At 35.7% G+C, this 24,965-nt stretch carries 24 protein-coding genes and 1 pseudogene; 9 read left to right on the top strand and 16 right to left on the bottom strand.

Annotation, left to right across the window (positions count from 1 at the left end; genetic code table 11):
- Positions 1-22 precede the first annotated feature (22 nt).
- The 6 genes and pseudogenes from rbsA to LMD38_RS22755 form a co-directional block, all read right to left on the bottom strand.
- Positions 23-679 (bottom strand): annotated as a pseudogene (rbsA, locus tag LMD38_RS22730) (ribose ABC transporter ATP-binding protein RbsA); the annotation flags it as partial.
- Between the two features lie 18 nt (positions 680-697).
- Positions 698-1,093, bottom strand: a complete 396-nt coding sequence (gene rbsD, locus LMD38_RS22735) for a D-ribose pyranase (RefSeq protein ID WP_000716156.1) — start codon at positions 1,091-1,093, stop codon at positions 698-700.
- Positions 1,090-1,986 (bottom strand): ribokinase, encoded by an 897-nt coding sequence (gene rbsK / locus LMD38_RS22740; RefSeq protein WP_227585417.1) that lies wholly within the window; start codon positions 1,984-1,986, stop codon positions 1,090-1,092. Before rbsK ends, rbsD begins: the two co-directional genes overlap by 4 nt.
- A 13-nt stretch (positions 1,987-1,999) precedes the next feature.
- Positions 2,000-2,971 (bottom strand): ribose operon transcriptional repressor RbsR, encoded by a 972-nt coding sequence (gene rbsR, locus LMD38_RS22745; RefSeq protein WP_062821490.1) that lies wholly within the window; start codon positions 2,969-2,971, stop codon positions 2,000-2,002.
- 137 nt (positions 2,972-3,108) lie between these two features.
- The gene (locus LMD38_RS22750; RefSeq protein ID WP_061183806.1) at positions 3,109-4,722 is read right to left on the bottom strand and encodes an MDR family MFS transporter; all 1,614 of its coding nucleotides are present in this window, start codon (positions 4,720-4,722) and stop codon (positions 3,109-3,111) included.
- Between the two features lie 19 nt (positions 4,723-4,741).
- Positions 4,742-5,200, bottom strand: a complete 459-nt coding sequence (locus tag LMD38_RS22755; RefSeq protein ID WP_016716466.1) for a MarR family winged helix-turn-helix transcriptional regulator — start codon at positions 5,198-5,200, stop codon at positions 4,742-4,744.
- A gap of 272 nt (positions 5,201-5,472) precedes the next feature.
- Between LMD38_RS22755 and glpT the strand changes: the two genes are divergently transcribed.
- The 6 genes from glpT to opp4A all read left to right on the top strand — a co-directional run bounded on the left by glpT (position 5,473) and on the right by opp4A (position 12,741).
- Complete coding sequence (gene glpT / locus LMD38_RS22760) at positions 5,473-6,822, top strand: glycerol-3-phosphate transporter (RefSeq protein WP_016716465.1); 1,350 nt, start codon at positions 5,473-5,475, stop codon at positions 6,820-6,822.
- 283 nt (positions 6,823-7,105) lie between these two features.
- Complete coding sequence (locus LMD38_RS22765; RefSeq protein ID WP_000795378.1) at positions 7,106-8,125, top strand: ABC transporter ATP-binding protein; 1,020 nt, start codon at positions 7,106-7,108, stop codon at positions 8,123-8,125.
- Entirely contained in the window at positions 8,112-9,038 is a 927-nt protein-coding gene (locus tag LMD38_RS22770) for an ABC transporter ATP-binding protein (protein ID WP_016716464.1), read from the top strand. The genes LMD38_RS22765 and LMD38_RS22770 overlap by 14 nt, the downstream gene beginning before the upstream one ends.
- Positions 9,039-9,052: 14 nt before the next feature.
- On the top strand, positions 9,053-10,021 hold the full coding sequence (gene opp4B, locus LMD38_RS22775) for an oligopeptide ABC transporter permease (RefSeq protein ID WP_000265445.1): 969 nt from the start codon (positions 9,053-9,055) through the stop codon (positions 10,019-10,021).
- Between the two features lie 18 nt (positions 10,022-10,039).
- Complete coding sequence (locus LMD38_RS22780) at positions 10,040-10,945, top strand: ABC transporter permease (protein WP_000880731.1); 906 nt, start codon at positions 10,040-10,042, stop codon at positions 10,943-10,945.
- 14 nt (positions 10,946-10,959) lie between these two features.
- Positions 10,960-12,741 carry an oligopeptide ABC transporter substrate-binding protein gene (opp4A, locus tag LMD38_RS22785; RefSeq protein WP_062821489.1) on the top strand — a complete coding sequence of 594 codons (1,782 nt, stop codon included), beginning with the start codon at positions 10,960-10,962 and terminating at the stop codon, positions 12,739-12,741.
- 104 nt (positions 12,742-12,845) lie between these two features.
- Here opp4A and LMD38_RS22790 read toward each other — a convergent pair whose 3' ends face one another.
- The 4 genes from LMD38_RS22790 to LMD38_RS22805 all read right to left on the bottom strand — a co-directional run bounded on the left by LMD38_RS22790 (position 12,846) and on the right by LMD38_RS22805 (position 16,524).
- The gene (locus tag LMD38_RS22790; RefSeq protein ID WP_000738298.1) at positions 12,846-12,971 is read right to left on the bottom strand and encodes a DUF4027 family protein; all 126 of its coding nucleotides are present in this window, start codon (positions 12,969-12,971) and stop codon (positions 12,846-12,848) included.
- A 208-nt stretch (positions 12,972-13,179) separates the two neighbouring features.
- Positions 13,180-13,602, bottom strand: coding sequence for a universal stress protein (locus LMD38_RS22795; protein ID WP_000277994.1), 423 nt, complete (start codon positions 13,600-13,602; stop codon positions 13,180-13,182).
- A gap of 65 nt (positions 13,603-13,667) precedes the next feature.
- On the bottom strand, positions 13,668-15,119 hold the full coding sequence (locus tag LMD38_RS22800; protein ID WP_016716462.1) for a SulP family inorganic anion transporter: 1,452 nt from the start codon (positions 15,117-15,119) through the stop codon (positions 13,668-13,670).
- Between the two features lie 157 nt (positions 15,120-15,276).
- Complete coding sequence (locus tag LMD38_RS22805) at positions 15,277-16,524, bottom strand: cell wall-binding repeat-containing protein (protein ID WP_062821488.1); 1,248 nt, start codon at positions 16,522-16,524, stop codon at positions 15,277-15,279.
- 173 nt (positions 16,525-16,697) lie between these two features.
- On the opposite strand from LMD38_RS22805, the gene LMD38_RS22810 reads away from it, so the two are divergent.
- Positions 16,698-17,375, top strand: coding sequence for a response regulator transcription factor (locus LMD38_RS22810; RefSeq protein WP_228919985.1), 678 nt, complete (start codon positions 16,698-16,700; stop codon positions 17,373-17,375).
- Between the two features lie 11 nt (positions 17,376-17,386).
- Positions 17,387-18,778: a sensor histidine kinase gene (locus LMD38_RS22815; RefSeq protein ID WP_062821487.1), complete on the top strand. Its 1,392-nt coding sequence runs from the start codon at positions 17,387-17,389 to the stop codon at positions 18,776-18,778.
- Between the two features lie 13 nt (positions 18,779-18,791).
- Here the strand turns inward: LMD38_RS22815 and LMD38_RS22820 are convergent, their stop codons facing one another.
- The gene (locus LMD38_RS22820) at positions 18,792-19,313 is read right to left on the bottom strand and encodes a dihydrofolate reductase family protein (RefSeq protein WP_062821486.1); all 522 of its coding nucleotides are present in this window, start codon (positions 19,311-19,313) and stop codon (positions 18,792-18,794) included.
- Positions 19,314-19,418: 105 nt separating this feature from the next.
- Here LMD38_RS22820 and LMD38_RS22825 point away from each other — a divergent pair, with 105 nt between their 5' ends.
- Positions 19,419-20,372 carry a helix-turn-helix transcriptional regulator gene (locus LMD38_RS22825; protein WP_016716459.1) on the top strand — a complete coding sequence of 318 codons (954 nt, stop codon included), beginning with the start codon at positions 19,419-19,421 and terminating at the stop codon, positions 20,370-20,372.
- A 29-nt stretch (positions 20,373-20,401) separates the two neighbouring features.
- Here the strand turns inward: LMD38_RS22825 and LMD38_RS22830 are convergent, their stop codons facing one another.
- From LMD38_RS22830 to LMD38_RS22850, 5 genes are all read right to left on the bottom strand, one after another.
- Positions 20,402-21,820, bottom strand: a complete 1,419-nt coding sequence (locus LMD38_RS22830) for a DUF4367 domain-containing protein (RefSeq protein ID WP_016716458.1) — start codon at positions 21,818-21,820, stop codon at positions 20,402-20,404.
- Positions 21,786-22,343, bottom strand: coding sequence for an RNA polymerase sigma factor (locus LMD38_RS22835; protein ID WP_016716457.1), 558 nt, complete (start codon positions 22,341-22,343; stop codon positions 21,786-21,788). The genes LMD38_RS22830 and LMD38_RS22835 overlap by 35 nt, the downstream gene beginning before the upstream one ends.
- 159 nt (positions 22,344-22,502) lie before the next feature.
- Positions 22,503-22,937 carry an HIT family protein gene (locus tag LMD38_RS22840; RefSeq protein WP_029141050.1) on the bottom strand — a complete coding sequence of 145 codons (435 nt, stop codon included), beginning with the start codon at positions 22,935-22,937 and terminating at the stop codon, positions 22,503-22,505.
- A 62-nt stretch (positions 22,938-22,999) separates the two neighbouring features.
- Positions 23,000-23,377 carry an OsmC family protein gene (locus LMD38_RS22845; RefSeq protein ID WP_016716455.1) on the bottom strand — a complete coding sequence of 126 codons (378 nt, stop codon included), beginning with the start codon at positions 23,375-23,377 and terminating at the stop codon, positions 23,000-23,002.
- Positions 23,352-24,773, bottom strand: a complete 1,422-nt coding sequence (locus LMD38_RS22850; RefSeq protein ID WP_016716454.1) for an amino acid permease — start codon at positions 24,771-24,773, stop codon at positions 23,352-23,354. Before LMD38_RS22850 ends, LMD38_RS22845 begins: the two co-directional genes overlap by 26 nt.
- Positions 24,774-24,965 lie beyond the last annotated feature (192 nt).

Raw genomic sequence — 24,965 nt, forward strand, 5'->3', positions numbered from 1 at the left:
GTTCTTAAGTTGATGGGCATGCGACGTATTCCCCATCACGTAAAATCGTAATGGTATCACATATTGAAAAAATTTCTTCCATTCGGTGTGAGATATACACGAACGAAACGCCTTCTTTACGTAATTTATTAATGACAGTAAACAACGTTTCAATTTCACGATCTGTTAATGCCGCTGTAGGCTCATCCATAATAATAACGCTCGCGTTTGTCATTAATGCTTTCGCAATTTCGATAATTTGCTGTTGTCCAACCGATAACTCTCCTGCCAACATAGCGCCTTTTACATGTAACCCTAGTTCCGCTAGTTGCTGCTGCGCAATCGCATTCATTTGACGTGTACGCAAAATCCCTGTCTTTCCATACATTAACTCTTTACCGAGAAACATATTTTCAGCTACTGTTAAATTCGATAATATGTTCAATTCTTGATGTATAAATGCAATACCGTACTCTTCAGCTTCTTTCGCATTTTTAAAGGTGTGCTCTTGCCCATCAATCGTGATTGTTCCACCATCTTTTTTGTATACACCTGTTAAAATCTTCATGAGCGTTGATTTACCCGCTCCATTTTCCCCCATCAATGCATGGACTTCTCCTGTTTCAATCATAAATTGTGCATTCTTCAAAACAGGATTGCCATTGAACGCCTTTGAAATATTTTTCATTTCAATACGCATTCCCATCACTTCCCTTTATTAAAAAATCACGCCTGCATGTAAAATTACATTGGCATAAGGCGTAGCCTCGCCTGTACGAATAATAGCTTTCGCTTTTTTCGTATGCTCTTTAAATTGTTCATGAGATACATATTCAAGCGCTGGCTCTACTAATTTCAGCTCAATCTCTTTATTTATTTCCGCATTATTGTTAATAACCTCTTCTGCTAACGTCACTTTTTCAATTGCCATATCATCCGCTACCACTTGCAATACATCTAAAAAGCTAGGTTTTCCAATTTCAACAGCTAAATCAATTCTTTTTACTCCGTCAGGAATTGGTAAACCGCAATCAGCAATTACAATCGTATCCGTATGCCCAAGTGAAGCAAGGATTGATGCAATCTCACTGTTTAATACGCCGTGCTTTTTCATCCGACAATCACCTGCACTTCACGTACTTTATCTCTCGTTGGCATACCGCCTTGCGCCCCAAGTTTCGTTACAGAAAGACCACCAGCAATATTCGCAAAACGAATTGCTTTTTGAAGTGTTTCTCCTTCAGAAAGCGCAACTGCTAATGCACCATTAAATGTATCACCAGCTCCAGTCGTATCTACTACATCAACAGCAATGCTAGGAACATGTACAATCTCCGTACCATTATGGAAACGTACACCGTTAGAACCTTCTGTCATCAATAGTTTGTTTGGATATTTAGCCAGTAACTCTTCAATTGGTGATGTGAAATCATCTAATACAATGCGGCACTCATGTTCATTTGGCGTAATATAAGTTGCCTTTTCTAAAATATCTTCTGATAACACTTGTGCTGGCGCTGGGTTTAACATAACCGGGATTTTGTGTTCCTCACAAATAGCCAATACATATTTTACTGTTTCAAGTGGAATCTCTAGTTGAAGCACAACCATATCTGCTTTTGTAAGAAGATCTTTTGAACGATTTACAACCGACTCATTGACAAGAGCATTCGCTCCTTGCAAGACAACAATACTGTTATCCTCTTCTGCTAAAACGATATGAGCAATTCCTGTCGCCGTATCTGTAACCGGTACCACATAGTCGATAAAAACGCGTTCGTTCTCTAAATTTTTTCTAACTACCGTTCCATAATTATCGTCTCCTACCGCTCCAACCATCGCTACATTTGCGCCTAATCTCGCTGCAGCAACCGCCTGGTTAGCTCCTTTCCCTCCTGGAATTGTATGAAATGCTTCACCAATTACTGTTTCCCCTGCTTTCGGACGTTTTTTTGAAACGGCCACTAAGTCCATTGAAATACTACCTACTACTGCAATATTTGGCATCTATTTCATCTCCTTACTTCGTTGTATTTCGTTCTATAATTTCAATCGGTAAACGATAATGTTTCTCTTCTAATACGTTTCCTTCCATCTGATCTAACAGTAGTTCTGTTGCAATTTTCCCCATTTCGTAAATTGGCTGTGCAACAGTTGTAATAGATGGATACATCATCTCTGTTAAAGAAACTCCATCGAATCCGATAATTTGTAAATCATCCGGAATAGAAATCCCCTTTTGAAGCGCAGCCTTGACGATACCTATTGCAATTAAATCATTCCCAGCAACAATACCATCAATATGCGGATATTCTTCTAATAGTTCCACTGCTACACGCTCACTATTAGCTGGATCAAATGTACTCTCTGCAATCATATAAGAAAGATTATTTTGTGTAATAACGTCTACAAAGCCTTCAAAACGTTCATTCGCTGTGCTTACGTCACGCGGTCCACGAATATGCGCAATATGTTTACAGCCTTTATCTATTAATAGCTTTGTCGCTGCCTGACTTCCCGCATAGTTATCTGCATACACAGCAGGTATACGCTCATTAAACATACGGTCAATTGCAACGACTGGTACTGACAAATTCATGTAATTAACACTATTTTGTGGATTTGTTGCTACAATAAATCCGTCCACATTATTTTGCCTAAGTACATCAATATATTGCTTTTCTTTCTCTAAATTTTCATCAGAGTTACAAAGTACAACCGTATATCCCTGCTTATGAGCTACATCTTCTACGGCACGTGCAACTTCTGGAAAGAATGGATTCACGATATTTGGAACAACTAAGCCAATTAAACGAGATTTCTTATTATATAGTGAGCGTGCTACTGTACTAGGTTTATAATCTAGCATCTCAATCGCTCGTTCTACTTTCTTTAATGTATCTTCATGAACATATCCATTTTTATTTAACACTCTGGAAACGGTCGCAACAGATACTCCCGCTAATTTCGCAACGTCTTTAATCGTACTCATTCTTTTCCCTCTCCATTTCATGTAACCGTTTACAGAAAATAATATAACGTATTTCTAGAAATACGTCAATCATTTCTCACGAAAAGGCTTTTAAGGTTATACTCAAAAAAGCACCGCCATAAGGCGATGCTTTTTCATTACGAATATGATACAGTTTGTTCTTTTTCTTCTGTAGCTGGCTCTTTAGCATCTTTTTTACGATCTGACAGTTTAATCTTCTGTAAGAAAATTGTAAAGATAGCGCCTACTACGATAAATACTAATCCTGTTAAGAATACAGTATGAAGTGAGTCTACTAAAGAGTTTTTCAAAATCGGTACAATGCTGTTAGCGAACGCTTCTGGCATTTGTTTTAATGCCTCTGGACTAAATAACATTGAATATAAACCTTGTGGATCTGTATGAATCATATCTTTAAATTTCGTTACCATTTGTCCCGCTTCTTTCGGGAATGTATCTAATACAGGTACTAAATTCTTTGTTAATGTTGTACCTGAAGTGTTATTCATGATTGATCCTAAAATTGTAATACCAAATGTTCCGCCGATTTGACGGAAGAACTGACTTGATGATGTTACGACACCAAGATCTTTTTTCGGGAAGCTTTCTTGTAACGCTAATGTTAATGTCGGCATTACAAGACCCATTCCTAAACCGATAACCATCATATAAGAAGTAGCAGTCAATTTAGTTGTGTGCATATCCATCGTTGTTAATAACCAGAATCCTCCAGCCATTATAAGCATTCCTGTAATAATTTGTGGTTTTACACCAACTTTTAATACAAGTTGCCCGCCAATAATACTCATCACAATCATTGTAATCATCATTGGCGTCATAATTGTTCCTGATTCAGCAGCACTTACTCCTACAATTCCTTGCATGAAGAATGGTACGAACATAATCGCACCGAACATTCCAATACTCATAAAAAATCCAATCGCATTTAGTAATGTAAATGTACGATTTTTAAAGAAATGCATCGGTAAAATTGGTTCTTCCGCTTTCGTTTCAACGATAACAAAGCTAACGATACCAATTAAAGCTAATGCAAATAACCCGATAATTTGCCAAGAATCCCATGCGTAATCTTTTCCACCAAACGTTAATGCAAGTAATAAACTGACAACACCGAGAATCATCGTAAAGATTCCAGCGATATCAATTTTAATTGGTCCTGTTTGTTTATGTGATTTTAATCCCATTGCAATAAAGATTGTTGCTAAAATACCAACTGGCAAGTTAATGTAGAATACCCATCTCCAGTTCACTGCATCTACAATCCAACCACCCACTTGTGGTCCAATTACAGAAGCAAGACCGTATAACGCACCAAAAATACCTTGCCATTTCGCACGTTCTTTTCCCGTGAACATATCTCCGATAATAATCATAGCCATTGGCATCATAATACCGCCACCAAGACCTTGAATACCACGGAAAATAATTAATTCTGTCATACCATTTGCCATACCACATAATGCTGAGCCAACCATAAAGATAACTAGCCCTGTTATATATACGTTACGACGTCCAAGTAAATCCGCTAATTTACCTGCAATTGGTACAACTGTTGTTGATGTTAACATATAAGCTGTTGTTAACCACGTCATTAAGCTTAATCCGCCTAGTTCACCAACGATACGTGGCATTGCTGTACCAACGATTGTTCCATCTAAGGCAGCAAATAGCATCGCAATTACTAAACCGACTAACAACAACTTTCTATTTATATTTTCTTGTTGCTCCATGTAATCTCCTCAATTCCTCTTAGTTTTTCTCTTTTTCCTCTTGTGTCCCGCAAATAATAGTTTCTAACTTCTCAAAAAGGCGTAACAAATCTTCTCTTTCTTGCAACTCTAAATGTGAGAAATATTTTGCAATGTGCTCATTACGAGCAGTCATCGCCTCTTCTACCCTAGCTTTCCCCTTTTTTGTTAACTCAATGACGACAACACGACGGTCATCTTTATCGTGATAACGCTCGACAAGCTCTTGGTCAATTAAGCGATCGATCATCACTGTAATTGCACTAGGCTTTACATACATTTTTTTTGCTAATTTTGTCGCCCTTGAAGCTCCATAATGATCTAAAATCTTTAAAATATAAAACTGCGGTGGTGTAAGTCCTGTTGCTTGCATTTGTTCTAATAACTCTGTCTGCATTTTCTTTCCAATCGAAAAAGCAAGAGCTTGAATTTTATCGATATGCGTCATATCATTTGGCATGTTATCCACCTCTTATTTAAGCACCAAAATATTTAATGTATTTAAATATTAATACCGCGAACAAAATCCGTCAACACTTTTTATTTATAAAAACGTTTACATTTTTGTCACAAAGTTGTATAATTTTCGTCGAAGTTAATATTGACAGTCACGGAGAATCGGAGTACACGGCTATGAATCATAAAAAAGGAAACTTTTTTATATTTCATGGCCTTTTTATATTCTCTCTGACTTACAACACTTCGAATTAAATTGGGGAGGATTTTCATTTTATGTTTTTCACACAATTCTTTAAACCTGCGCCCCACGTGGAACGCTTACCAGCTGATCGCGTTGATAGTGAATACCGTAAATTACGTTTACAAGTATTTTTAGGTATCTTCATCGGCTATGCAGGTTATTACTTTGTTCGAAAAAACTTTTCACTAGCAATGCCATACTTAATTGAACAAGGCTTTAGTAAAGGGGAGCTTGGGGTTATCCTTTCAGCAGTTTCTATCGCTTACGGATTAAGTAAATTTCTTATGGGTATCGTATCCGATCGTTGTAATCCTCGCTACTTTTTAGCAGCTGGGCTATTTTTATCAGGTATCATTAATATTGTTTTCGGCTCATTTTCTTTCATTACAACGAGCATTATACTTATGTTTGTACTTCAGTTTTTAAATGGATGGGTACAAGGGATGGGATGGCCTCCTTGTGGTCGTACAATGGTTCACTGGTTCTCTATTAGTGAACGTGGTACAAAAATGTCTATTTGGAACGTCGCTCATAATGTCGGTGGCGCACTTATGCCTTCCCTTGTAACATTAGGGTTATATTTCTTTGCAAATGATTGGAAAAGTATTTTTTACTTCCCAGGTATTCTTTCAATTTTAGTTGGTATTTATGTATTAATTACGATGAGAGATACACCTCAATCTTGTGGATTACCTTCTATTGAAGAACATACTGGAGAATATCCACCAGATGAAAAAGTACAAGATCGCGAACGCGAACTTTCGGTAAAAGAAATTTTATTTACATACGTACTAAACAATAAATTTTTATGGTACATCGCGATTGCGAACGTTTTCGTATATTTCGTACGTTACGGTGTTGTAGACTGGGCTCCTACTTATTTAGTAGAAGAAAAAAGCTTTACTCATAGTAGTTCACGTACAGCTTACGCTCTATATGAATGGGCTGGTATTCCAGGTACACTTCTTTGCGGCTGGATGAGTGATAAACTATTCAAAGGACGCCGCGCACCTGCTGGTATTTTATTTATGGTTGGTGTATTTATCGCCGTTCTTGTTTACTGGCTAAACCCTCCTGGTAATCCAATGGTTGATAGTATCGCACTTGTCGCAATTGGATTTTTAATTTACGGACCGGTTATGTTAATTGGTCTACACGCTCTTGACTTAGCACCAAAGAAAGCTGCTGGAACTGCAGCGGGCTTAACTGGCTTCTTCGGTTACTTAGGCGGAGCAGCTTTCGCTAGTGCTGCTATGGGCTTTATCGTCGATGCATTTGGGTGGGATGGCGGATTCATCTTATTACTTGCATCTTGTGTACTTGCAATGTTCTTCCTTGCTCTTACTTTAAATACAGGGTCAATAAAACAAAAGCAAGCTTAAGCACTAATATTATTCTTACCAAAAAAAGAGAGACTGTTCTTTACAGAACATCTCTCTTTTTTCTACATATAATACTTTTTTCTTACAAAAGATTTATTTCCCTCTCTTATACATGTTAGCGTTTTCAAAACACTCCAACTACTTATATACATGCATCCAATCTCTATATAAAAAGATTTTTGAATATTTTCTCAACTTTCTCTTGTCAAACATTGTCAATTTATATTAAAATAACAACAACATACAAAATATTTAGTCTTTTCAGAAAGATGGAGGGATAGCCATGAAGAATCCACTTCTTCGCATTGAGAACTTACAGACTTCCTTTCGCATACAAGATCAATATCATGCAGCAGTAGATGATGTTTCGTTAACTGTCCATGAAAATGAAATTGTCGCGATAGTTGGTGAATCTGGTTGCGGAAAAAGTGCACTTGCCCTTTCCATTATGCGACTGCATAATGAAGCAAATACAAAATTACAAGGGCAGCTTAACTATAGAGATAAGGATTTACTAACGATGTCAGCCGCAGAGATGAATAAAGTACGCGGATCAAATATCGGTATGATTTTCCAAGAACCTCTTACAGCACTCGATCCTCTTATGACAGTTGGAAAACAAATTGAAGAAAACTTAGACTACCACACAAGCCTTTCAAAAGTTGAGAAGAAAGAACGCACCTTAGAACTACTTCATCAAGTTGGTATTCCAAAACCAGAACTTACATATAAACAATACCCACACGAATTATCTGGCGGAATGAGACAAAGAATTGTTATCGCAATTGCAATTGCTTGTAACCCAGCACTTATTATTGCAGATGAGCCAACAACGGCTCTTGATGTAACCATCCAAGCACAAATTTTAGACTTACTAAAATCTATTCAAGAACAAACGAAAATGGGCATCATTTTAATTACTCATGATTTAAGTGTTGTCGCAGAAACAGCCGATCGTATCGTCGTTATGTACGCTGGACAAGTTGTAGAAACAGGAAAAGTTGAAGAGATTTTTAATAACCCTCTTCACCCATATACTCGTTCTCTATTAAACTCCATTCCATCTGCATATGCTGAAAAGGAAAAATTACATGTTATTCAAGGCGTTGTACCGACATTAGCTAAGTTACCTCGTACAGGCTGTCGATTCCAGGCACGAATTCCGTGGATTAGACCTGATCAACATGAAGAAAATCCCGTTTTACATGAAGTAAAACCAGACCATTGGGTACGTTGCACTTGCTACAAGCATTTTAACTTCCAAGATAAGAAAGGAGATGACGTAACTCATGGCACTGCTTAAAGTAGAAGATTTAAAAGTACACTTTCCAATTAAAGGTGGTGTTTTCGGTCGTACCTTAGATTACGTTCGTGCTGTTGATGGCGTAAGCTTCGAACTACAACCTGGCGAAACTTACGGAATCGTTGGGGAATCTGGGAGCGGTAAATCAACAACTGGAAAAGCAATTATGCACTTAACGAAAGCGACAGGCGGTAGCATTCATTTTAATAATAGAGATTTAACAAAATTAAGTCGCTCAGAACTAAGGGAACAACGAAAAGATATTCAGATGATTTTTCAAGATCCTTATTCATCCTTAAACCCGAAGAAACGTGTTATGGATATTATCGCTGAACCACTTCGAAATTTTGAGAAACTCTCACCTGATGAAGAGCGTAGAGCTGTTCAAGATTATCTTGATAAAGTTGGTCTAAATCCTGAGTCTATTTATAAATACCCACATGAATTTTCCGGTGGACAAAGACAGCGGATTGGTATTGCACGCGCACTTACACTAAAACCGAAGCTTATTATCGCAGATGAACCTGTATCTGCACTGGATGTTTCTGTACAAGCGCAAGTTTTAAACTTCTTACAAGATTTGCAATCCGAACTCGGACTAACATACTTATTTATTAGTCATGATTTAGGTGTAATTCGCCATATGTGTGACCGTATAGGTGTTATGTATCGCGGACGCATTGTGGAAGAAGCAACTAGTGCTGAAATTTATAATAACCCACAGCACATCTATACGAAGCGCCTAATATCAGCTATTCCTGATATTAGGCCAGAACACCGCGAACAACAGCGTAAATTGCGTCGTGAAGTAAGCGCTGAGTACGAAAAATCATACGAAAATTATTTCAATGAAAATGGACGTGCTTACGATTTAAAACCAATCTCGCCAACTCACCGGGTGGCATTACCATAAGGGAGTGATAAAACATGTGGAAATTTATATTACGCCGGATTTTAGTTATGATACCGCAATTATTCGTATTAAGTGTACTCGTCTTTACACTTGCTAAAGCAATGCCAGGTGATGCATTAAGTGGCGCTGAACTAGCAAACCCAAAAGCCGATCCAAAAGTAATTGAAGAACAACGTGAGAAACTTGGGTTAAATGATCCTATTCCCACACAATATGTAAGGTGGATTTCAAATGCCGTACAAGGGGATTTCGGTATTTCTTACGCACATAAAATACAAGTAACAGATATTATTGGGGAACGCCTTGGTAATACAGTGCTGTTAGCTCTTCTAATTCTTATTCTTACTTATTTAATCGCCATTCCACTTGGCGTTATAAGTGGGCGTTGGAATGATACGTGGGCTGATCGACTCATTACACTCTATAACTTTTTAGGATTTGGTACACCCCTATTTATTTTCGGATTAGTAATGTTATTCTTATTCGGCTTTTTATACCCGATCTTCCCTACAAGTGGTAGCGTTGATCCACAAGTGGCAGCCGGATCATTTGATTATTATTTAAGTAAATTAAATCATATGATTTTACCAGCTTTATCTGGGGCATTAATTGGCACTGTAGGAACTGTACAATATTTACGAAGTGAAATTATTGATACGAAACATAAAGATTTTGTACGCACAGTAAAAGCAAAAGGTGTACCAGAATCTAAAGTATATTCCAGACATATTTTACGAAATTCATTTTTACCAATTGCAGCATTTTTAGGATATGAAATTACAGGTTTAGTTGGTGGCTCTATTATTCTAGAAAATATTTTCGGCTACCCAGGAATTGGACAACTATTTTTCCAATCTATTACTCAACGTGATTTCAGTGTCGTAACTGCTCTTGTATTATTTACTGGATTCGCAACGCTACTCGGGACTCTTCTTTCCGATATTATTCTAAGCATCGTTGATCCACGTATTCGTATTGATTAATGGAGGTGAAGAAACGTTATGTTAGCAAATCCTGAAAAACAAACTGAGGTCATTCATTACGAAAAGAGCCCTTCTGGTTTCTCCATTATGTGGCGAGAATTTCGTAAAGATAAACTAGCAATGTTTTCCCTATTCTTTTTAGCTTTAATATTAATAGCCGTTTACGCAACTTCATTTATTATGAAACAAGAAGATATCGTTCGAGTTGATCTGTTCGCCATTTATGATCCTCCTTCAGCTGAACATTGGCTAGGAACTGATTATGGTGGCCGTGATATTTTCGGACAATTAATTATTGGTACACGTAATTCCTTTACAGTTGGTTTAGCCATTACTCTTTTATCAACCCTTATCGGTCTTACTATGGGACTAATTGCTGGCTATTTTGGAGGAGTTGTTGATAACATCATCATGCGTTTTATCGACTTTATGATGATTTTACCATTCTTAATGATTGTTATCGTATTTATCTCACTTGTTCCAACTTTCAATATTACTACATTTATTCTCATAATGACGGCTTTCTTATGGGTCGGAAAAGCAAGGCTTATACGCTCTAAAGTATTAACTGAGAAAGAACTTGATTACGTATCTGCATCAAAAACTTTAGGAACACCAAATTGGAAGATTATCTTTCAGCAAATATTACCTAATTTGAGCTCTATTATTATCGTAAATATTACATTAAATCTTGCTGGTAACATCGGGATTGAATCTAGTTTGACTTACTTAGGTTTTGGTCTACCAGAAAGTACACCGAGTCTTGGTACACTTGTAAGTTATGCAACAAACCCAGATGTATTGCAAGAAAAATGGTGGATTTGGTTACCCGCATCAATCATGATTTTAGTGTTGATGCTGTGTATAAATTTTATTGGTCAAGCGTTAAAACGTGCGGCTGATGCGAGACAAAGAAAAGGATAAGGGGTGGAGAAGTTATGAACAAACCAAAACTGTACAAAGTATTAAGTACACTTGCTGCTTCAACATTATTACTATCTGCATGTGGGGGTGCTGATAGCGGTAGCAAAAAAGCAAATACGAAAAAAGTAGAAACAAATAAATTTAGTGCTGCTGTAAAAAATGATAGCAAAGAGATTAAAGACGGATCATTAACATATGGACTCGTTTCAAATTCACCTTTCGCTGGTGTTTTAAGTAGAGTATTGTATGAAGTTGCTCCAGATTCAGAAATTATGGATTTCTTTGATGAACAATTATTAGCTACAGATAAAAACTGGGAAATTACAAATGATGGTGCTGCAACTTATACAATTTCTGAAGATAAAAAAACAATTACAATTAAGATTAAAGATAATGTAAAATGGCACGATGGTAACCCTGTAACAGCTGAGGATTTAGAATATTCTTACTTGATTATTGGGAATAGCAAATATACAGGTATTCGTTACGATACACAAATGCAAATGATTGAAGGTATGGAAGAATATCACGCTGGAAAAGCTGACAAAATTTCTGGTATTAAAGTAGTCGATCCAAAAACAATTTCCATTACTTATAAAGAAGTAAACCCTTCACTGAAAACTGGTATTTGGACATATCCTACACCTAAAAAATATTTAGGTGATGTACCAATTGAAAAACTGGCTGAATCTGATAAGATCCGTCAAAATCCAATTGGATTCGGACCATTTAAAGTGAAGAAAATCGTCCCTGGTGAATCAGTTGAGTATGAGCGCTTCGATGATTATTGGGGTGGCAAACCTAAACTAAAAAATGTAACATTAAAAGTTGTAAATCCATCTATTGTTAGTGCATCTCTGAAAAAAGGTGATATTGATATTGCAGCAATTACTGCTGATCAATATCCGAACGTAAGTAAATTAAAAAATACACAACTAATTGGTAAAACTGATCTTGCTTATACTTATATCGGATTTAAGTTCGGACATATGGACAAAGCAAAGAATGAAGCTGTAATGGATAACGATAAGTTCAAAGACGTTCGTTTACGTCAAGCGATGGCTTATGCAATTGATAGAGAAAAATTAGGAGAAAAAGTATATCACGGACTTCGTGTTCCAGCTAACTCTCCAATTCCACCATCTATGCCAAAGTACCATAATAACAATGTTGGCGCATATAACTTAGATGTAGATAAAGCGAAAAAACTATTAGATGAAGCTGGCTATAAAGATAAAAATGGTGATGGATTCCGTGAAGATCCAAAAGGTAATGAATTTAAAATTAACTTCCTAGCTAGTAACGGCAGTGAAACAAGTGAACCACTTGCAAAATTCTATATTCAATCTTGGAAAGATATCGGCTTAAAAGTAGAACTTGTTGATGGACGCTTACATGAATTTAATGCTATGCGTGAAATGATTAAAAAAGATGATCCAAAGGTTGATATTTTCTCTGGTGCCTGGAACACTGGTTCTGACCCTGATCTTTCTGGTCTATGGGGTAAAAATGCTGGATTTAACTATCAACGCTGGGTAAATGATGAAAATACTAAATTATTAGACGCTGGATTATCAGAAAAAGCTACTGATGAAAAATATCGTAAAGAAGTATATGATAAATGGCAAAAATTAATTCATGACGAAGCACCGATGATTCCAATTCATTACACATTCGATTTAACAGGTGTTAATAAGCGCGTAAAAAATTATGATGTCAACACTGAAGTGAATCAAATAACTTCACATTGGAAAGACGTTACTGTAACAAGTGAGAAGCCAGAAGTAGAAAAATAATCATAAAAATAGCTCCCAGCATCCACATACATGCCAGGAGCTATTTTTTATTTACAATCCTTCTCTTACTATTTATAACAACCAATTCCTTCCCTACTCTAAAATTAAAAGATTTGATGAATTATCTTTATTACAACAGCTAACGTAACAGATGCAGCAAATCCTCCTAAACAAATAAGACCGACACCTTGGCTATATGATAAATTTTGAAGTGCTTTCATCTTTTTCATCCTCCCTATCTCCCCTTCGATATGTTTATTTTACCAATGGAATAAATTTCATAACATCGATTTTTCTGACAACAAACTTACAAATTTGTAAGTTAATATTTTCTAAAACTTATGTATCTATTATGTCCACACTCTCGCCTTTTATACGTCAAAAAAGACCTCGAATTATATCAAGGTCTTGCTTACACTACAAAATATCTCACTCAATTTATTTGATAATCATCACCGGACATTTCACACGCTTTGCTATTTTATGACTGACACTACCAAGCACCATCTCTTGCAGTGTATTTAATCCTCTACTCCCAGCAATAACAAGATCTATATCTCCTGTATTTACATATTGAACAATCGTATCTCCTGGATCGCCATGTAATATCGTAATTTTATAAGAAATGTTCTCTTTCTTTAATAAACCTTCAATCTCTTTTAATTTATCTTTTCGACTAGCCGTTATTGTTTCTAAATCTGTTTGACCTTGTATAATATCTGATTTTGCTGTTCTATTATCTACTACGTACACAACTTCAACATTTGCTTCTTCGCTACATTTCGCAATATATGTTGCATGTTCCGCTGCTCGAAGTGCATGTTCAGAACCGTCACATGCTAATATAATTTGTTTATACATATGCTGAATCCCCTTTTCGTTATCCTACTCGTATTATATAATAAAGCCCCCTAAAAAGGAGGCTTCTAACTAGCAATTCTTTTATTATAAGTAGCTAAATTAGTAACAAGTTTTGCACTACGTTCATTTAATCCCGTTATACTTACTTTCACGCCACTTTGTTCATACTTCATGATAACTTTATCAATTGATGCCACTGCTGAATCATCCCATATGTGTGCGTGAGAAAAATTTAACTCAATTTCTTTTACATCTTCCTCAAATGAAAAATTATTGATAAAATCTGCCGTAGATGCAAAGAAAAGTTGACCATGAATTTCGTATATTTTCTTATTTTCAATATATAAATGTTTCACGTGAATCTTTGCCATATTGAATGCAAATAAAACCGCACTAATTACTGTTCCGATAATTACACCTAATGCTAAATTATGTGTAATTAAGACCACCACAACTGTTACAATCATAACAAATGCATTTCCTTTTGGCACTTTATGAATCGTTGTTACAGAGTTCCAATCAAATGTTCCAATTGAAACCATAATCATAACTGCAACTAAAGCTGCCATCGGAATATGAACGACATAATCACCTAAAACAAATAGTAATATGATTAAAAATCCGCCCGCTACAAACGTCGATAATCGCCCGCGTCCACCTGATTTAATATTAATAACAGATTGTCCAATCATTGCACATCCTGCCATTCCTCCGAAGAAACCAGCAACAATGTTTGCAATCCCTTGTCCACGTGCTTCCTTATGCTTATTACTTTCCGTATGCGTCATATCATCTAAAACTGAAGCTGTTAATAATGACTCTAGTAAACCAATAATTGCAAGCATAACTGCGTACGGTAAAATAATCCCTAATGTCTCAAGTGTAAAAGGCACGTCAGGCATGCTAAAGAACGGTAATTCTTTCGGCAGACTTCCCATATCCCCTACTGTTTTCAACTGTAATCCACTCATAATTGCAATACTTGTTACAACAATAATGGAAATAAGTGTAGACGGAACAGCCGTCGTAATACGTGGAAATACATATATAATGACAAGTCCTAATGCGACAAGTGCATACATTTGCCAAGTTGCATTTTTAAAATGCGGCAATTGTGCTGTAAAAACTAAAATTCCAAGTGAATTTAAAAAACCACTCATAACAGATTTAGGTACAAACTTCATAAATGAGCTCAGTTTGAACACACCAAAAATAATTTGGACAATCCCCGTTAATATTGTTGTAGCAAATAAGTATTGCAAACCGTGATCCTTAACGAGCGTTACCATTAATAATGCCATTGCACCTGTTGCAGCTGAAATCATCCCAGTTCTTCCGCCAACAAATGAAATGGTAACTGCGATACAAAAAGCTGCGTATAACCCAACGGTCGGATCTACGCCTGCAATAACAGAGAAAGCAATTGCTTCAGGAATTAATGCTAAAGCAACAACTATTCCTGATAACACGTCCCCTTTTACATTGGAAAACCAGTCATTTTTTATCGTCTGAAACAAAATACCACTCCTCTACTCTTTTACCATTTAATTTTCTCCATAAGAAAATCTAACCCGAATGCACGAGGGCTATTATATAACGAGTAGAGAGAGTTTTGCTATGTAAAAGTTTCCTACAGAAAAAGACGCTACCTCAGTAGCGCCTTTGCTCCCTTTATTAATGTCCACCGTGACCTTGACCACTTTCTTGCACAATCTCTAATCTCTCATCTAATATTCCTTGTGTTTCAAATGAAATATCACTCGTACTCCCTAATAAGAAGCCGTGGTTATACGGACCAAGTGTTGGATCATCTTTAAACTTCGGTTGAATAGTAGCAAGGAAATCATACACTGGTTGTGAAGCTTTTCCTTCCTCTAATAAGATAACGGGGGCATGTTTACCCATATGTGAAAATGGTGCTCCTGCAACTGCTAAGTCTGGTGTTTTGCTTGAAACAAATGATACACCGTGACCTGGTTTTGTGAACCCCCATCCAAATTTTGTTTTTTCATCTTTAAACTTTGCAAATGCAATAGAATTTTCTACTGGAGTCTCTCCACTAATACGCGTTACTTTCCCGTATTTGCTTAACTCTTTTTCTACTTCTTTTGAAATGATTTTTTCTGGTCCTAGTACATATATATTTGCTTTATCTTTTCGCATCTTTAATGCCTCTATCGTCGCTTCTGGCACTTTATTCTTTTCTGTATAAAGTAATGGTTCTGGCATATGAGAAATCCAGTTTACAGCTGGTGTTGTATATAAACGCCCTTCTTCTTCAGACGAACCGATAATAACACTATTCGGATAACTACCTGTTATATCCGCATACTCTTTATCAACATCTTTAGCAAAGATAGCTGGATCCGTTTCCTTTATTTGCTTTACTTTATAATCTTTTAATTGCTCCAGTGCGGCTGCCCCTATATCCCCCATCACCATAATTTGTGTTCCATCTTTCGTTCCGAGCGGATTTAGCCGTTTTATTTCTTTTAACGTCATCTCGGGTACCTTTTCTTTTTCTATAAATAAAATCGGTCCGTTATTCGGATGATGAATAAGGTCTGCACTTGCAATACCTAATTGCCACTCGTTTACTGGTACTAAAATAACAGCGCCTGGCTGATTCTCTTTATGTGTTGCTGGCCATATCGTCTGCGAAGTTAATACTGCCATTTGAAGAGGATCATTTGTGTTTAATCTCGTTACATTTTTTAAACTTGTCGTTAATAAATCATTTGATGCACCTTGATTCATTTCTTTCGGTGCAGTTACCTCCTGATTCATTTTCATTTCCTTCTGCTCTGTTTTCTTCTCTTCTTTCGATTCATGATTTTTATGATCCGTGTTCGTTTGTCCACATGCAGCAAGACCAACTGCTGTAACTATTGTTATCCCAAAGATTCGGGTCATCTTTTTCACTATACCGCCTCCGTATAAATCGTTTTCGAGCCAATATCATTACCTAAAATGGAATTTCAACTTTACAATAACAAGCAATTCTGAAGAAATTATGCAGACGCATTACAATCTGCACCATTTCTTCATGATTTTGCATTACAATTTAAGTAAAAATTATATATGGAGGGCTCTCTATGATTGATATACTGCTCGTAGACGATGAACCGCGAATGCTTGAATTATTAACGCTTTATCTTACTCCCATTGGATATAACTGCATATGTGCACAATCCGGAGAAGAAGCGATTTCACATATAGAAAATCAAAACTTTAAATTTATTTTACTCGATATTATGATGCCAAAGATGGACGGATGGGAAACGTGCAAAAAAATCCGCTCATTTAGTAACGTTCCTATCATTATGGTAACAGCTCGTGATCAAACTGTAGATCTCGTCCGAGGATTAAAAATCGGAGCGGATGATTACGTAACGAAACCTTTCCATGAGGAGGAACTTTTCGCAAGAATTGAAGCTGTTTTAAGGCGCACAAATGAACATAAACAAATCCAATATCACGGGATTATATGTGATGAAGCGAAGCACTCCGTTTCTGTCCATAATGAAGAACTTTTTCTTACTCCAATCGAATTCTCTTTACTCGGATTATTTTTACGTCATGTGAACTACGTATTAAGCCGAGATCAGCTCATTGAACGAATTTGGGGATTAAATACAAATACAGAAGATAGAACAGTCGATTCACATATTCGTAATTTGCGTGATAAATTAAGAAAAGTAAATTTCCCTATTGATAATCATTTAAAAACTGTGTACGGAGTCGGATATCGATGGGTTGATACTTTAGATTAAGGAGCAAAACGATGAAGCGAATTTCTATTCAGCTCGGATTTTATTTTTTAATTGTTACACTTTTAATCGAAAGTGTTCTATTTGTCTTGCTTTATTATAGCCTTGTCAACAATAGAGTAAATGAAGAAATGACAGCTTTATTAAAGCGCGGAAATAGTCACAGAGATGTCCTTGAAAAGTATTTTGATAAGCAAACAATTTCCCATGTTGCGCTAATGGAATCCGAGGCCGAAACGACTGTTGTTATTACAAATGCAAATAAGGATGTACTAGCTAAATCCAACGAAATAAATACTACTATAAAAAGACATATTGAAAAGATGCAAACACGGACAGATCATGAAGGCGCAATTATAGAGAATCATTGGAAAACATCTAATTATATATGTACAGTTAGTCCCATTGTAATAGATGGAAAACATGAAGGCTATGTGTACATGTTTCTTGGGACAGAATCCATTGAAAAGATGGTGAATGGGCTAACAAGACAATTCATTATTGCTGGGATCATTACTTTTCTATTAACAGCCATCACCATCTTTCTATTATCACGGTTGTTAACAAAACCATTGTTACACATGAAACATGCCACTGAAAAAATGAGTAAAGGCGATTTATCCGTTTCATTAACAACTACTCGAAATGATGAAATTGGTGAACTAGCCTCATCAATTCAAACACTTGCTAATGATTTACATTATATGAAAACAGAGCGAAGTGAATTTCTAGCAAGTGTTGCTCATGAATTACGAACACCTTTGACATACGTAAGAGGTTACGCTGACATTGCTTTAAAAGAAACCACATCTTCCAAGCAACGTTTACGATATTTATCTATTATAAAAGATGAATCTGATTACATTACAAACTTAGTTCAAGATTTGTTTTCCCTTGCACAAATGGAACAACATAACTTTTCTATTCAAGTAAAGGAAGTATATTTACACACCTTCCTGACTCGCATAGCTGAAAAAGTAAATGCCATATATAAAGAAAAACACATTAGAGTTTCTTTCTCTTGTCCTCCTACACTGCTAGTGAACTTAGATGAACAACGCTTCGAACAAGTTGTGGTGAACATTTTAAATAACGCTTATAGACATTCAAAAGAGTATTCTCTCATCCACATTTCTGTTACTGAAGAACATAAAAGTATTTCCATTACAATTGAAGATGAAGGTGAAGGTATTCCGCTTGAAGACCTCCCTCACATTTTCGACCGCTTTTATCGAGTTGATAAAGCGAGATCACGAGCTACAGGCGGAACTGGTTTAGGATTATCTATCGTGAAAGAAATTGTAGAATTACACGGTGGAACTATTACTGTAACGAGCGAAGTCGATCACGGATCTTGCTTTATCATTTCATTACCATCTGTAAAGAAACACGACTACCACCAGTAGTCGTGTTTCTTTATCATTTTACTTTATAATATAAATTTACAAATTGCCCAAAACGTTTCGTATCCGTTAAAGTTAAATGAATTTCGGGATTCTTATCTTGAAATAACGGAACTCCCGAGCCTAATATATGCGGTGTAATCGTAACAACATATTCATCAATTAAATTATTCTTAAAGAATTCTCTTAGTAGACTTCCTCCACCAACCATCCATATTTTAGATCCTTCTTGCTCTTTCAACCTTTTTGTAAACTCCACTACATCTTCACTTACAAACTCCACGTATTCATTTGAACCTTTTTCTGAGTTAGAGAAAACATAACATTTTTTATCTACATACGGGAATGTTTCCATATGCTCTACTACATAATCGTACGTTCTTTTTCCCATGATTATCGTATCAATTGTTTCATACATTTCTGTATAACCGTTATCTCCCTCTCCTTCTGTTTCCATTAACCACTGTAAATCATCATCTTCTTTGGCAATATATCCATCTAAGCTCGCCGCAATAAATAAAACAATTTCACGTGACATCTCTTTCCCTCCTTGCATCTCATCTTGATAACATATGATGTAAACAATATACTAACAATAAAACATGACAATTTATGTCATGTTAAAAAGAAAAAGGTGATACATTTGTCAAAAGCTAAACGCTTATTAGATATTCTTATATTTGCTTCTGCAAAAAAGACATTTACAGCGCAAGAAATAGCTGATGAATTTAATATTTCCGTTCGTACGGTTCATAGATACATTTTAGATTTGAGTGATATGGGGTTGCCCATTTACGCAGAACAAGGTCGTAACGGCGGCTATAAAGTATTAACAAATAGAGTCATTCCCCCTATTTTATTTACGGAAGAAGAAGCAGTCTCCATCTTTTTTGCATTTCAATCTTTAAGCTACTACCGAGACTTACCTTTTAATACAGAAATCAATTCCGTTACACACAAACTGTACAGCTCTCTACAACATGATGCGAAAGCGAAAGTTGATAAAATACGCTCTTATATTGCTTTCTGGAATCCGAAGAGAACAATTGATACACCTCTTTTAAATGAAGTGTTAACCGCGGCTATTGAAAATAAAGATTTACACTTTCAATACGAATCTAAATCGGGGATAAAAACAAAACATGTTCATCCTATCGGTGTATATGCTCATGACGGGCTATGGTACTTACCATCCTACGACTTCAGTAGAAAAAAAGTATTACTGTATCGCGTTGATCGTATTCTTTCTATATTATCAACAGAAGAAAGTGAAAGTACGTTCATGAATTTAGAAGAATGGTTTAACTCTAGCTCTAACGTCATAAACATTCCTACCCAGTTACATGTTTTATTAACGACAGAAGGTGTGCGCCAATGTAAAAGCGTGCCTTACCTTGAAGAATTCGTTGTAGTAAATGAGGACGGGACCGGATATATACATTCAACAATTGATAAAGGTGAAATTAATTTTATTACCCCTTTATTTTATAGGCTTGGAAAAGATGCACAAGTGTTAGAACCGATAGAATTGATAGATGGTTTACGTATACGTGCGAAAGAAATTTTACATATGTATGGAGACGAAAAAAGCTGCTAAATATAAGCAGCTTTTTAGTCTCTTTGTTACTATTGACGAATATCAATCCACCAACGATATTCCGCATTCATATTTTCAGTGCCACCATTCCCTCTGTAATGGAAAGCATCTAAAAAGATTGAATTTAGTTTATCCTCATCTACAAAATAACCTAAATTAACTTTTACTGTTTCTCCTGGTCGGATACTACCAATATTGTAGAAGCTTTTTCCATCTCCATGAGGCTCTAAATAATCAACTTCGCCTGTCATAATATTTTTTTCTGCGATTCCATCTTTCCCAGCATACTTCCATGCATTTCCTTTACCTTGAAGCACTTGTATGGATGGATGCATATAAATTTCTTCTGTCTTCTGTTTACCTATATTTTTAACTGTTGTTGTCAGATAAACGAATTTAGGGTGAACTAATTTTGATTCTACTAATTGATCAATCGAATCTTTACCATTTCCAATTTTATATTTATCCCTTCTATATGGTATCAATTGTCCTGCTTGATCCAAAGCTTGATTCTCGCTTAGTCTTCCTAATCCCATTTCATTAAAGTTTTCTTGCTTAAAATCTTTAATTGAATCAAAAACTTCAACTTTTTCTATCACATATTCAATTTGGCTGTTATCCATAGATATTGTTACTGGAACCTTTTGCCCTATATGAAATAGTCGTTTGCTATCTTTTTTCAAAGGAATTACCTTAGTTGTTTTACCTTCTTGGCTAAAATACTTTTTATCATAATCGCTTATATATGATGACTTTTCTCTTGACGTGGGCTCAAGTGAAATGCTCCCTAGCACATCTATCATTTGTTCTTCGTTTATATCATTTCCAATATAACTTTGTAACATAATTCCTTCTTCCTCAAAATAGAGAAAAATTACTCTATTAAACATTAAATCTTTATTACCATTTTCTCTATGGACAATTACTGCCTTCTTACCATTTATCTCTTTTTCTTCATAACTTTTCGAGTACAGAGTTGGAAAATCTGAATTCCCTCCTACTCTCCAAAGAACGAATGAAAACCCACCCATTGCGTCATTATCTTTAAATGAATATTTCATAGCAGAGTCATCAATTGCTTCCATATTTTCTGGCAATTTACCAACCTTCAACTTATACCACTTATCACTCTTTTTCGAATCCTTATTTGTTAAGGAAACATTTACTTCGTAATTTTGTTTTTGAACAATCATATTATAGACTTTCACTGCACCAAAAACGGTTGTCGGCATGCCAATCAATAAGCAAGCAGCAGCGATTAACATACGATGTCTTTTACGCTTTTTCTGCGGTTGTCCATCTTTCAGCTTCATTTCTTCCATAAACAATTTCTTTTTGCGCGTATATGTATGTGAAAATTCATGTTGTTCTTCGAGTTTATCAAAATCATCTAAAGCAATCTTTTCAGCAAGTTCATATATTTCTTTGGAGTTCTTTGAATTCGTCATGTTGTATACCTCCTATAATAGTTTGGACTCGTTTTCGAGCGCGTTCAAACTGCTTGCGGACATTGACCTCCGTTATCCCCATAACACTTGAAATTTCTTGATACGTTAAGTTATAGAAGACTTTGTACTTAAACACCTGTCTATTAGATTCATTTAACTCTTTTAGCAATGCATCAATTTGAACCTCAGACATTTTACGTTTTTCCCACTCTTCAATATTTTCATCTACTGCCTCTACTGATTCTCTTTCATATTCTTCTAAAAATGTTTCATGTCGTTTATTTTTCCGGTAACTATCAATCGCCTTGTTTTTCGCGACCCTCAATATGTAACGTTTAAGCTCTTCAGTGCTCAAGCTATGGAGCTTTGCCAGGTTCTTATAAAGAGTAATAAACGTCTCTTGAACCGCATCTTCAGCCTGTTGAATATTATTTAAAATAGAATACGCTACATAATAAATCTTTTGTTCATACAACTCATATAGCTCTTCCATCTTTTCATAATCGTTGTTTGTAACCTTCATATAATTCCTCCTCTCACTCTATATAACGAATGAGCCCCATACTTTGTGACACTGCAAAATCTTTTTATAGATAAAATTTAATAATAGAATAAACAAAAGCCCAATTTCTCTATTTTAACTGAGAAATTGGGCTTTTTAATATTAGAATTTTCCTGACCGCTACGCCTTTTCAATAAGCAGCATATGCTCTATCGCTTCTTTTAACAAATGCTTAGTCTCTTCAAAATTATGATTGTGCTTTTCTCCCGATTGTACCGTATAAAATTCAGCAAACGAGCGCTCTTTATATCTTGGTACGACATGCATATGGTAATGTGTTAACTCGTTAAATACTCCACCATTTTGACAAACTGTAACTCCATCTGGTTTATATAATGCCTTAATCGCTTTTGCAATAAGCTTAGAAGCATCCATAATGGATTTTGCTACAACATCATCTAATTCATCTACTTCTACAACATGCTGTTTTGGCACAATTAAAGTATGTCCTGGATAGAAAGGTGCATGATCTAAAAAGCATGTTACATAGTCATCTTCATATATTTTATATATAATTTCTTCTTCGTTGGCTAATTTACACCCTAAACATTCCATCATATTTCCCCCTTTATTAAAAACATAAAAACGTGAGAGCCGTATTCTCACGTTTTTATGTTTTATTTTACTAGTTCAATTGTTTCCGTAACCTTTATACTATCTTTTACAGATTGAACAATCGTGCAATTTTTCACTGCCAGTTGCAGTGCCTTATCCAACTGCTCTTCTGTAATGTTTTGTGCTTTAATTTTATAGTGCAAATGAACACTTTCAACTGGTTTTGATAATGCTTCACTTCTACCAATTTCCGTTTCAATTGTAAACGTATCGTATGTAATACGTTTCTTTTCTAAAATTGTTCGAAAGACAATTGCACTACATCCTGCGATTGAAGAAATGAGTAATTGTAACGGTGAATACCCGTTTTCTTTTCCAATCGCTAATTGACCATACGATAAATCTGCCTCAATATCATCTTGTTTGATGGTTAGTTTCATTTGTTGTCTCCACCTTCATCGGTTTCTGCCGTTTCTTATTTATATAATAATATATGTAGCAGAAAATGATAAATGGAATACCACAATATAACGCCATTCTTTGTTCTGGAATAAACGCTAAACTAATAACAACGATACTATTTGTAATTAAAGCTAAAATAGGAACGATTGGATATAACGGTGTTTTATATTTTAAGTCCTCTAACTTTCCTCCGCCTTTTATATACTGACTTCTAAAGCGCAGTTGCGACAGGGCAATAATAATCCAACTTGATACAGCTGATAAACCAGCTATAGATAATAAGTACATGTATACTGTATCTTCTGCAAGGAAACTTGTTAATAAAGATAAAGCAGCTACAGCAATTGTTACAACTAGTGCTGTAATTGGAATACCACGCTTATTTACTTTCTGGAAAGACTTTGGTGCCATTCCTTCATTTGCAAGTGACCATAGTATACGAGTTGCCGCATATAATCCTGAATTCGCTACAGATAGTAACGCAGTAATAATAACGAAGTTCATAATATCAGCTGCATATGGAATACCGATTTTATCAAATACAACTACGAACGGACTTTCAATTACGCCAGCTTCTTTCCAAGAAATTAATCCTACTAAAATCGTCATTGTTAAAATGAAGAATAACATAATGCGCCATACTGTATTACGGATTGCACGTGGAATTGTTTTTTCTGGATTTTCACTTTCTCCCGCTGCAATTCCGATTAACTCTGTTCCTTGGAACGAGAAATTAACTGTAATCATTGTAAGTAATACGGCAGCTAGTCCATTCGGGAATAATCCACCATCGCTTACAAAGTTAGAGAAAAGAGGTGCTGCTTCTTTTCCGTCATATGATATAAATCCTAATAATGCACTACCACCAAGAACAACAAATGCAAGAATTGTAATTACTTTAATACTAGAAAACCAAAATTCTAATTCAGCATAACTTTTCGCCGAAATTGCGTTTGAAGCATATAAAATAACACCGAATACAAGGCACCATACCCAAACATCAACATTCGGAAACCATCTTTTCATCATTAAACCAATTGAAGTTAATTCTAGGCCTACTGTTACTGCCCAGCCAAGCCAATATAGCCAGCCGATCATAAAGCCCGTTCCTGGTCCAATAAACTTCGTCGCATACTTTTGGAAAGAACCTGAAACTGGCATTGCTACCGTTAACTCTCCAAGGCATAGCATTGTTAAATACATAATAAATCCGCCTACTAAATATGAAAGGATGGCTCCCCCTGGTCCAGCCTGATTAATGGTGTAACCTGAACCTAAGAAAAAACCAGTTCCGATTACACCACCTAGTGCGATCATAAATAAATGTCTACTCTTCATCGTACGATGTAATTTCTCATTCGTTTGTTGCTGCATCTAAATCCTCCCCCTACCAATACCCCTATATCTTGTTAAAATTTTCTGATAATAAAAATATACACGAAAGCGATTACATTTTCTATATAAAATTAAAACTTTTCTGATAAAATAATATAAAAAATCGAATTATTGCAAGATTTAGATTCTATTTAGAGGAAAATAAGGAGAAACAAGGAAAAAACTCTTACA

The sequence above is a fragment of the Bacillus pacificus genome, assembly GCF_020861345.1.
Taxonomy (GTDB): Bacteria; Bacillota; Bacilli; order Bacillales; family Bacillaceae_G; genus Bacillus_A; species Bacillus_A pacificus.

What these genes read in the sequence shown, in the direction of transcription:
- rbsD (WP_000716156.1), bottom strand. Translation starts at nt 1,093, where the DNA reads ATGAAAAAGCACGGCGTATTAAACAGTGAGATTGCATCAATCCTTGCT.
- rbsK (WP_227585417.1), bottom strand. Translation starts at nt 1,986, where the DNA reads ATGCCAAATATTGCAGTAGTAGGTAGTATTTCAATGGACTTAGTGGCC.
- rbsR (WP_062821490.1), bottom strand. Translation starts at nt 2,971, where the DNA reads ATGAGTACGATTAAAGACGTTGCGAAATTAGCGGGAGTATCTGTTGCG.
- LMD38_RS22750 (WP_061183806.1), bottom strand. Translation starts at nt 4,722, where the DNA reads ATGGAGCAACAAGAAAATATAAATAGAAAGTTGTTGTTAGTCGGTTTA.
- LMD38_RS22755 (WP_016716466.1), bottom strand. Translation starts at nt 5,200, where the DNA reads ATGCCAAATGATATGACGCATATCGATAAAATTCAAGCTCTTGCTTTT.
- glpT (WP_016716465.1), top strand. Translation starts at nt 5,473, where the DNA reads ATGTTTTTCACACAATTCTTTAAACCTGCGCCCCACGTGGAACGCTTA.
- LMD38_RS22765 (WP_000795378.1), top strand. Translation starts at nt 7,106, where the DNA reads ATGAAGAATCCACTTCTTCGCATTGAGAACTTACAGACTTCCTTTCGC.
- LMD38_RS22770 (WP_016716464.1), top strand. Translation starts at nt 8,112, where the DNA reads ATGGCACTGCTTAAAGTAGAAGATTTAAAAGTACACTTTCCAATTAAA.
- opp4B (WP_000265445.1), top strand. Translation starts at nt 9,053, where the DNA reads ATGTGGAAATTTATATTACGCCGGATTTTAGTTATGATACCGCAATTA.
- LMD38_RS22780 (WP_000880731.1), top strand. Translation starts at nt 10,040, where the DNA reads ATGTTAGCAAATCCTGAAAAACAAACTGAGGTCATTCATTACGAAAAG.
- opp4A (WP_062821489.1), top strand. Translation starts at nt 10,960, where the DNA reads ATGAACAAACCAAAACTGTACAAAGTATTAAGTACACTTGCTGCTTCA.
- LMD38_RS22790 (WP_000738298.1), bottom strand. Translation starts at nt 12,971, where the DNA reads ATGAAAAAGATGAAAGCACTTCAAAATTTATCATATAGCCAAGGTGTC.
- LMD38_RS22795 (WP_000277994.1), bottom strand. Translation starts at nt 13,602, where the DNA reads ATGTATAAACAAATTATATTAGCATGTGACGGTTCTGAACATGCACTT.
- LMD38_RS22810 (WP_228919985.1), top strand. Translation starts at nt 16,698, where the DNA reads ATGATTGATATACTGCTCGTAGACGATGAACCGCGAATGCTTGAATTA.
- LMD38_RS22815 (WP_062821487.1), top strand. Translation starts at nt 17,387, where the DNA reads ATGAAGCGAATTTCTATTCAGCTCGGATTTTATTTTTTAATTGTTACA.
- LMD38_RS22820 (WP_062821486.1), bottom strand. Translation starts at nt 19,313, where the DNA reads ATGTCACGTGAAATTGTTTTATTTATTGCGGCGAGCTTAGATGGATAT.
- LMD38_RS22830 (WP_016716458.1), bottom strand. Translation starts at nt 21,820, where the DNA reads ATGACGAATTCAAAGAACTCCAAAGAAATATATGAACTTGCTGAAAAG.
- LMD38_RS22835 (WP_016716457.1), bottom strand. Translation starts at nt 22,343, where the DNA reads ATGAAGGTTACAAACAACGATTATGAAAAGATGGAAGAGCTATATGAG.
- LMD38_RS22840 (WP_029141050.1), bottom strand. Translation starts at nt 22,937, where the DNA reads ATGGAATGTTTAGGGTGTAAATTAGCCAACGAAGAAGAAATTATATAT.
- LMD38_RS22845 (WP_016716455.1), bottom strand. Translation starts at nt 23,377, where the DNA reads ATGAAACTAACCATCAAACAAGATGATATTGAGGCAGATTTATCGTAT.
- LMD38_RS22850 (WP_016716454.1), bottom strand. Translation starts at nt 24,773, where the DNA reads ATGCAGCAACAAACGAATGAGAAATTACATCGTACGATGAAGAGTAGA.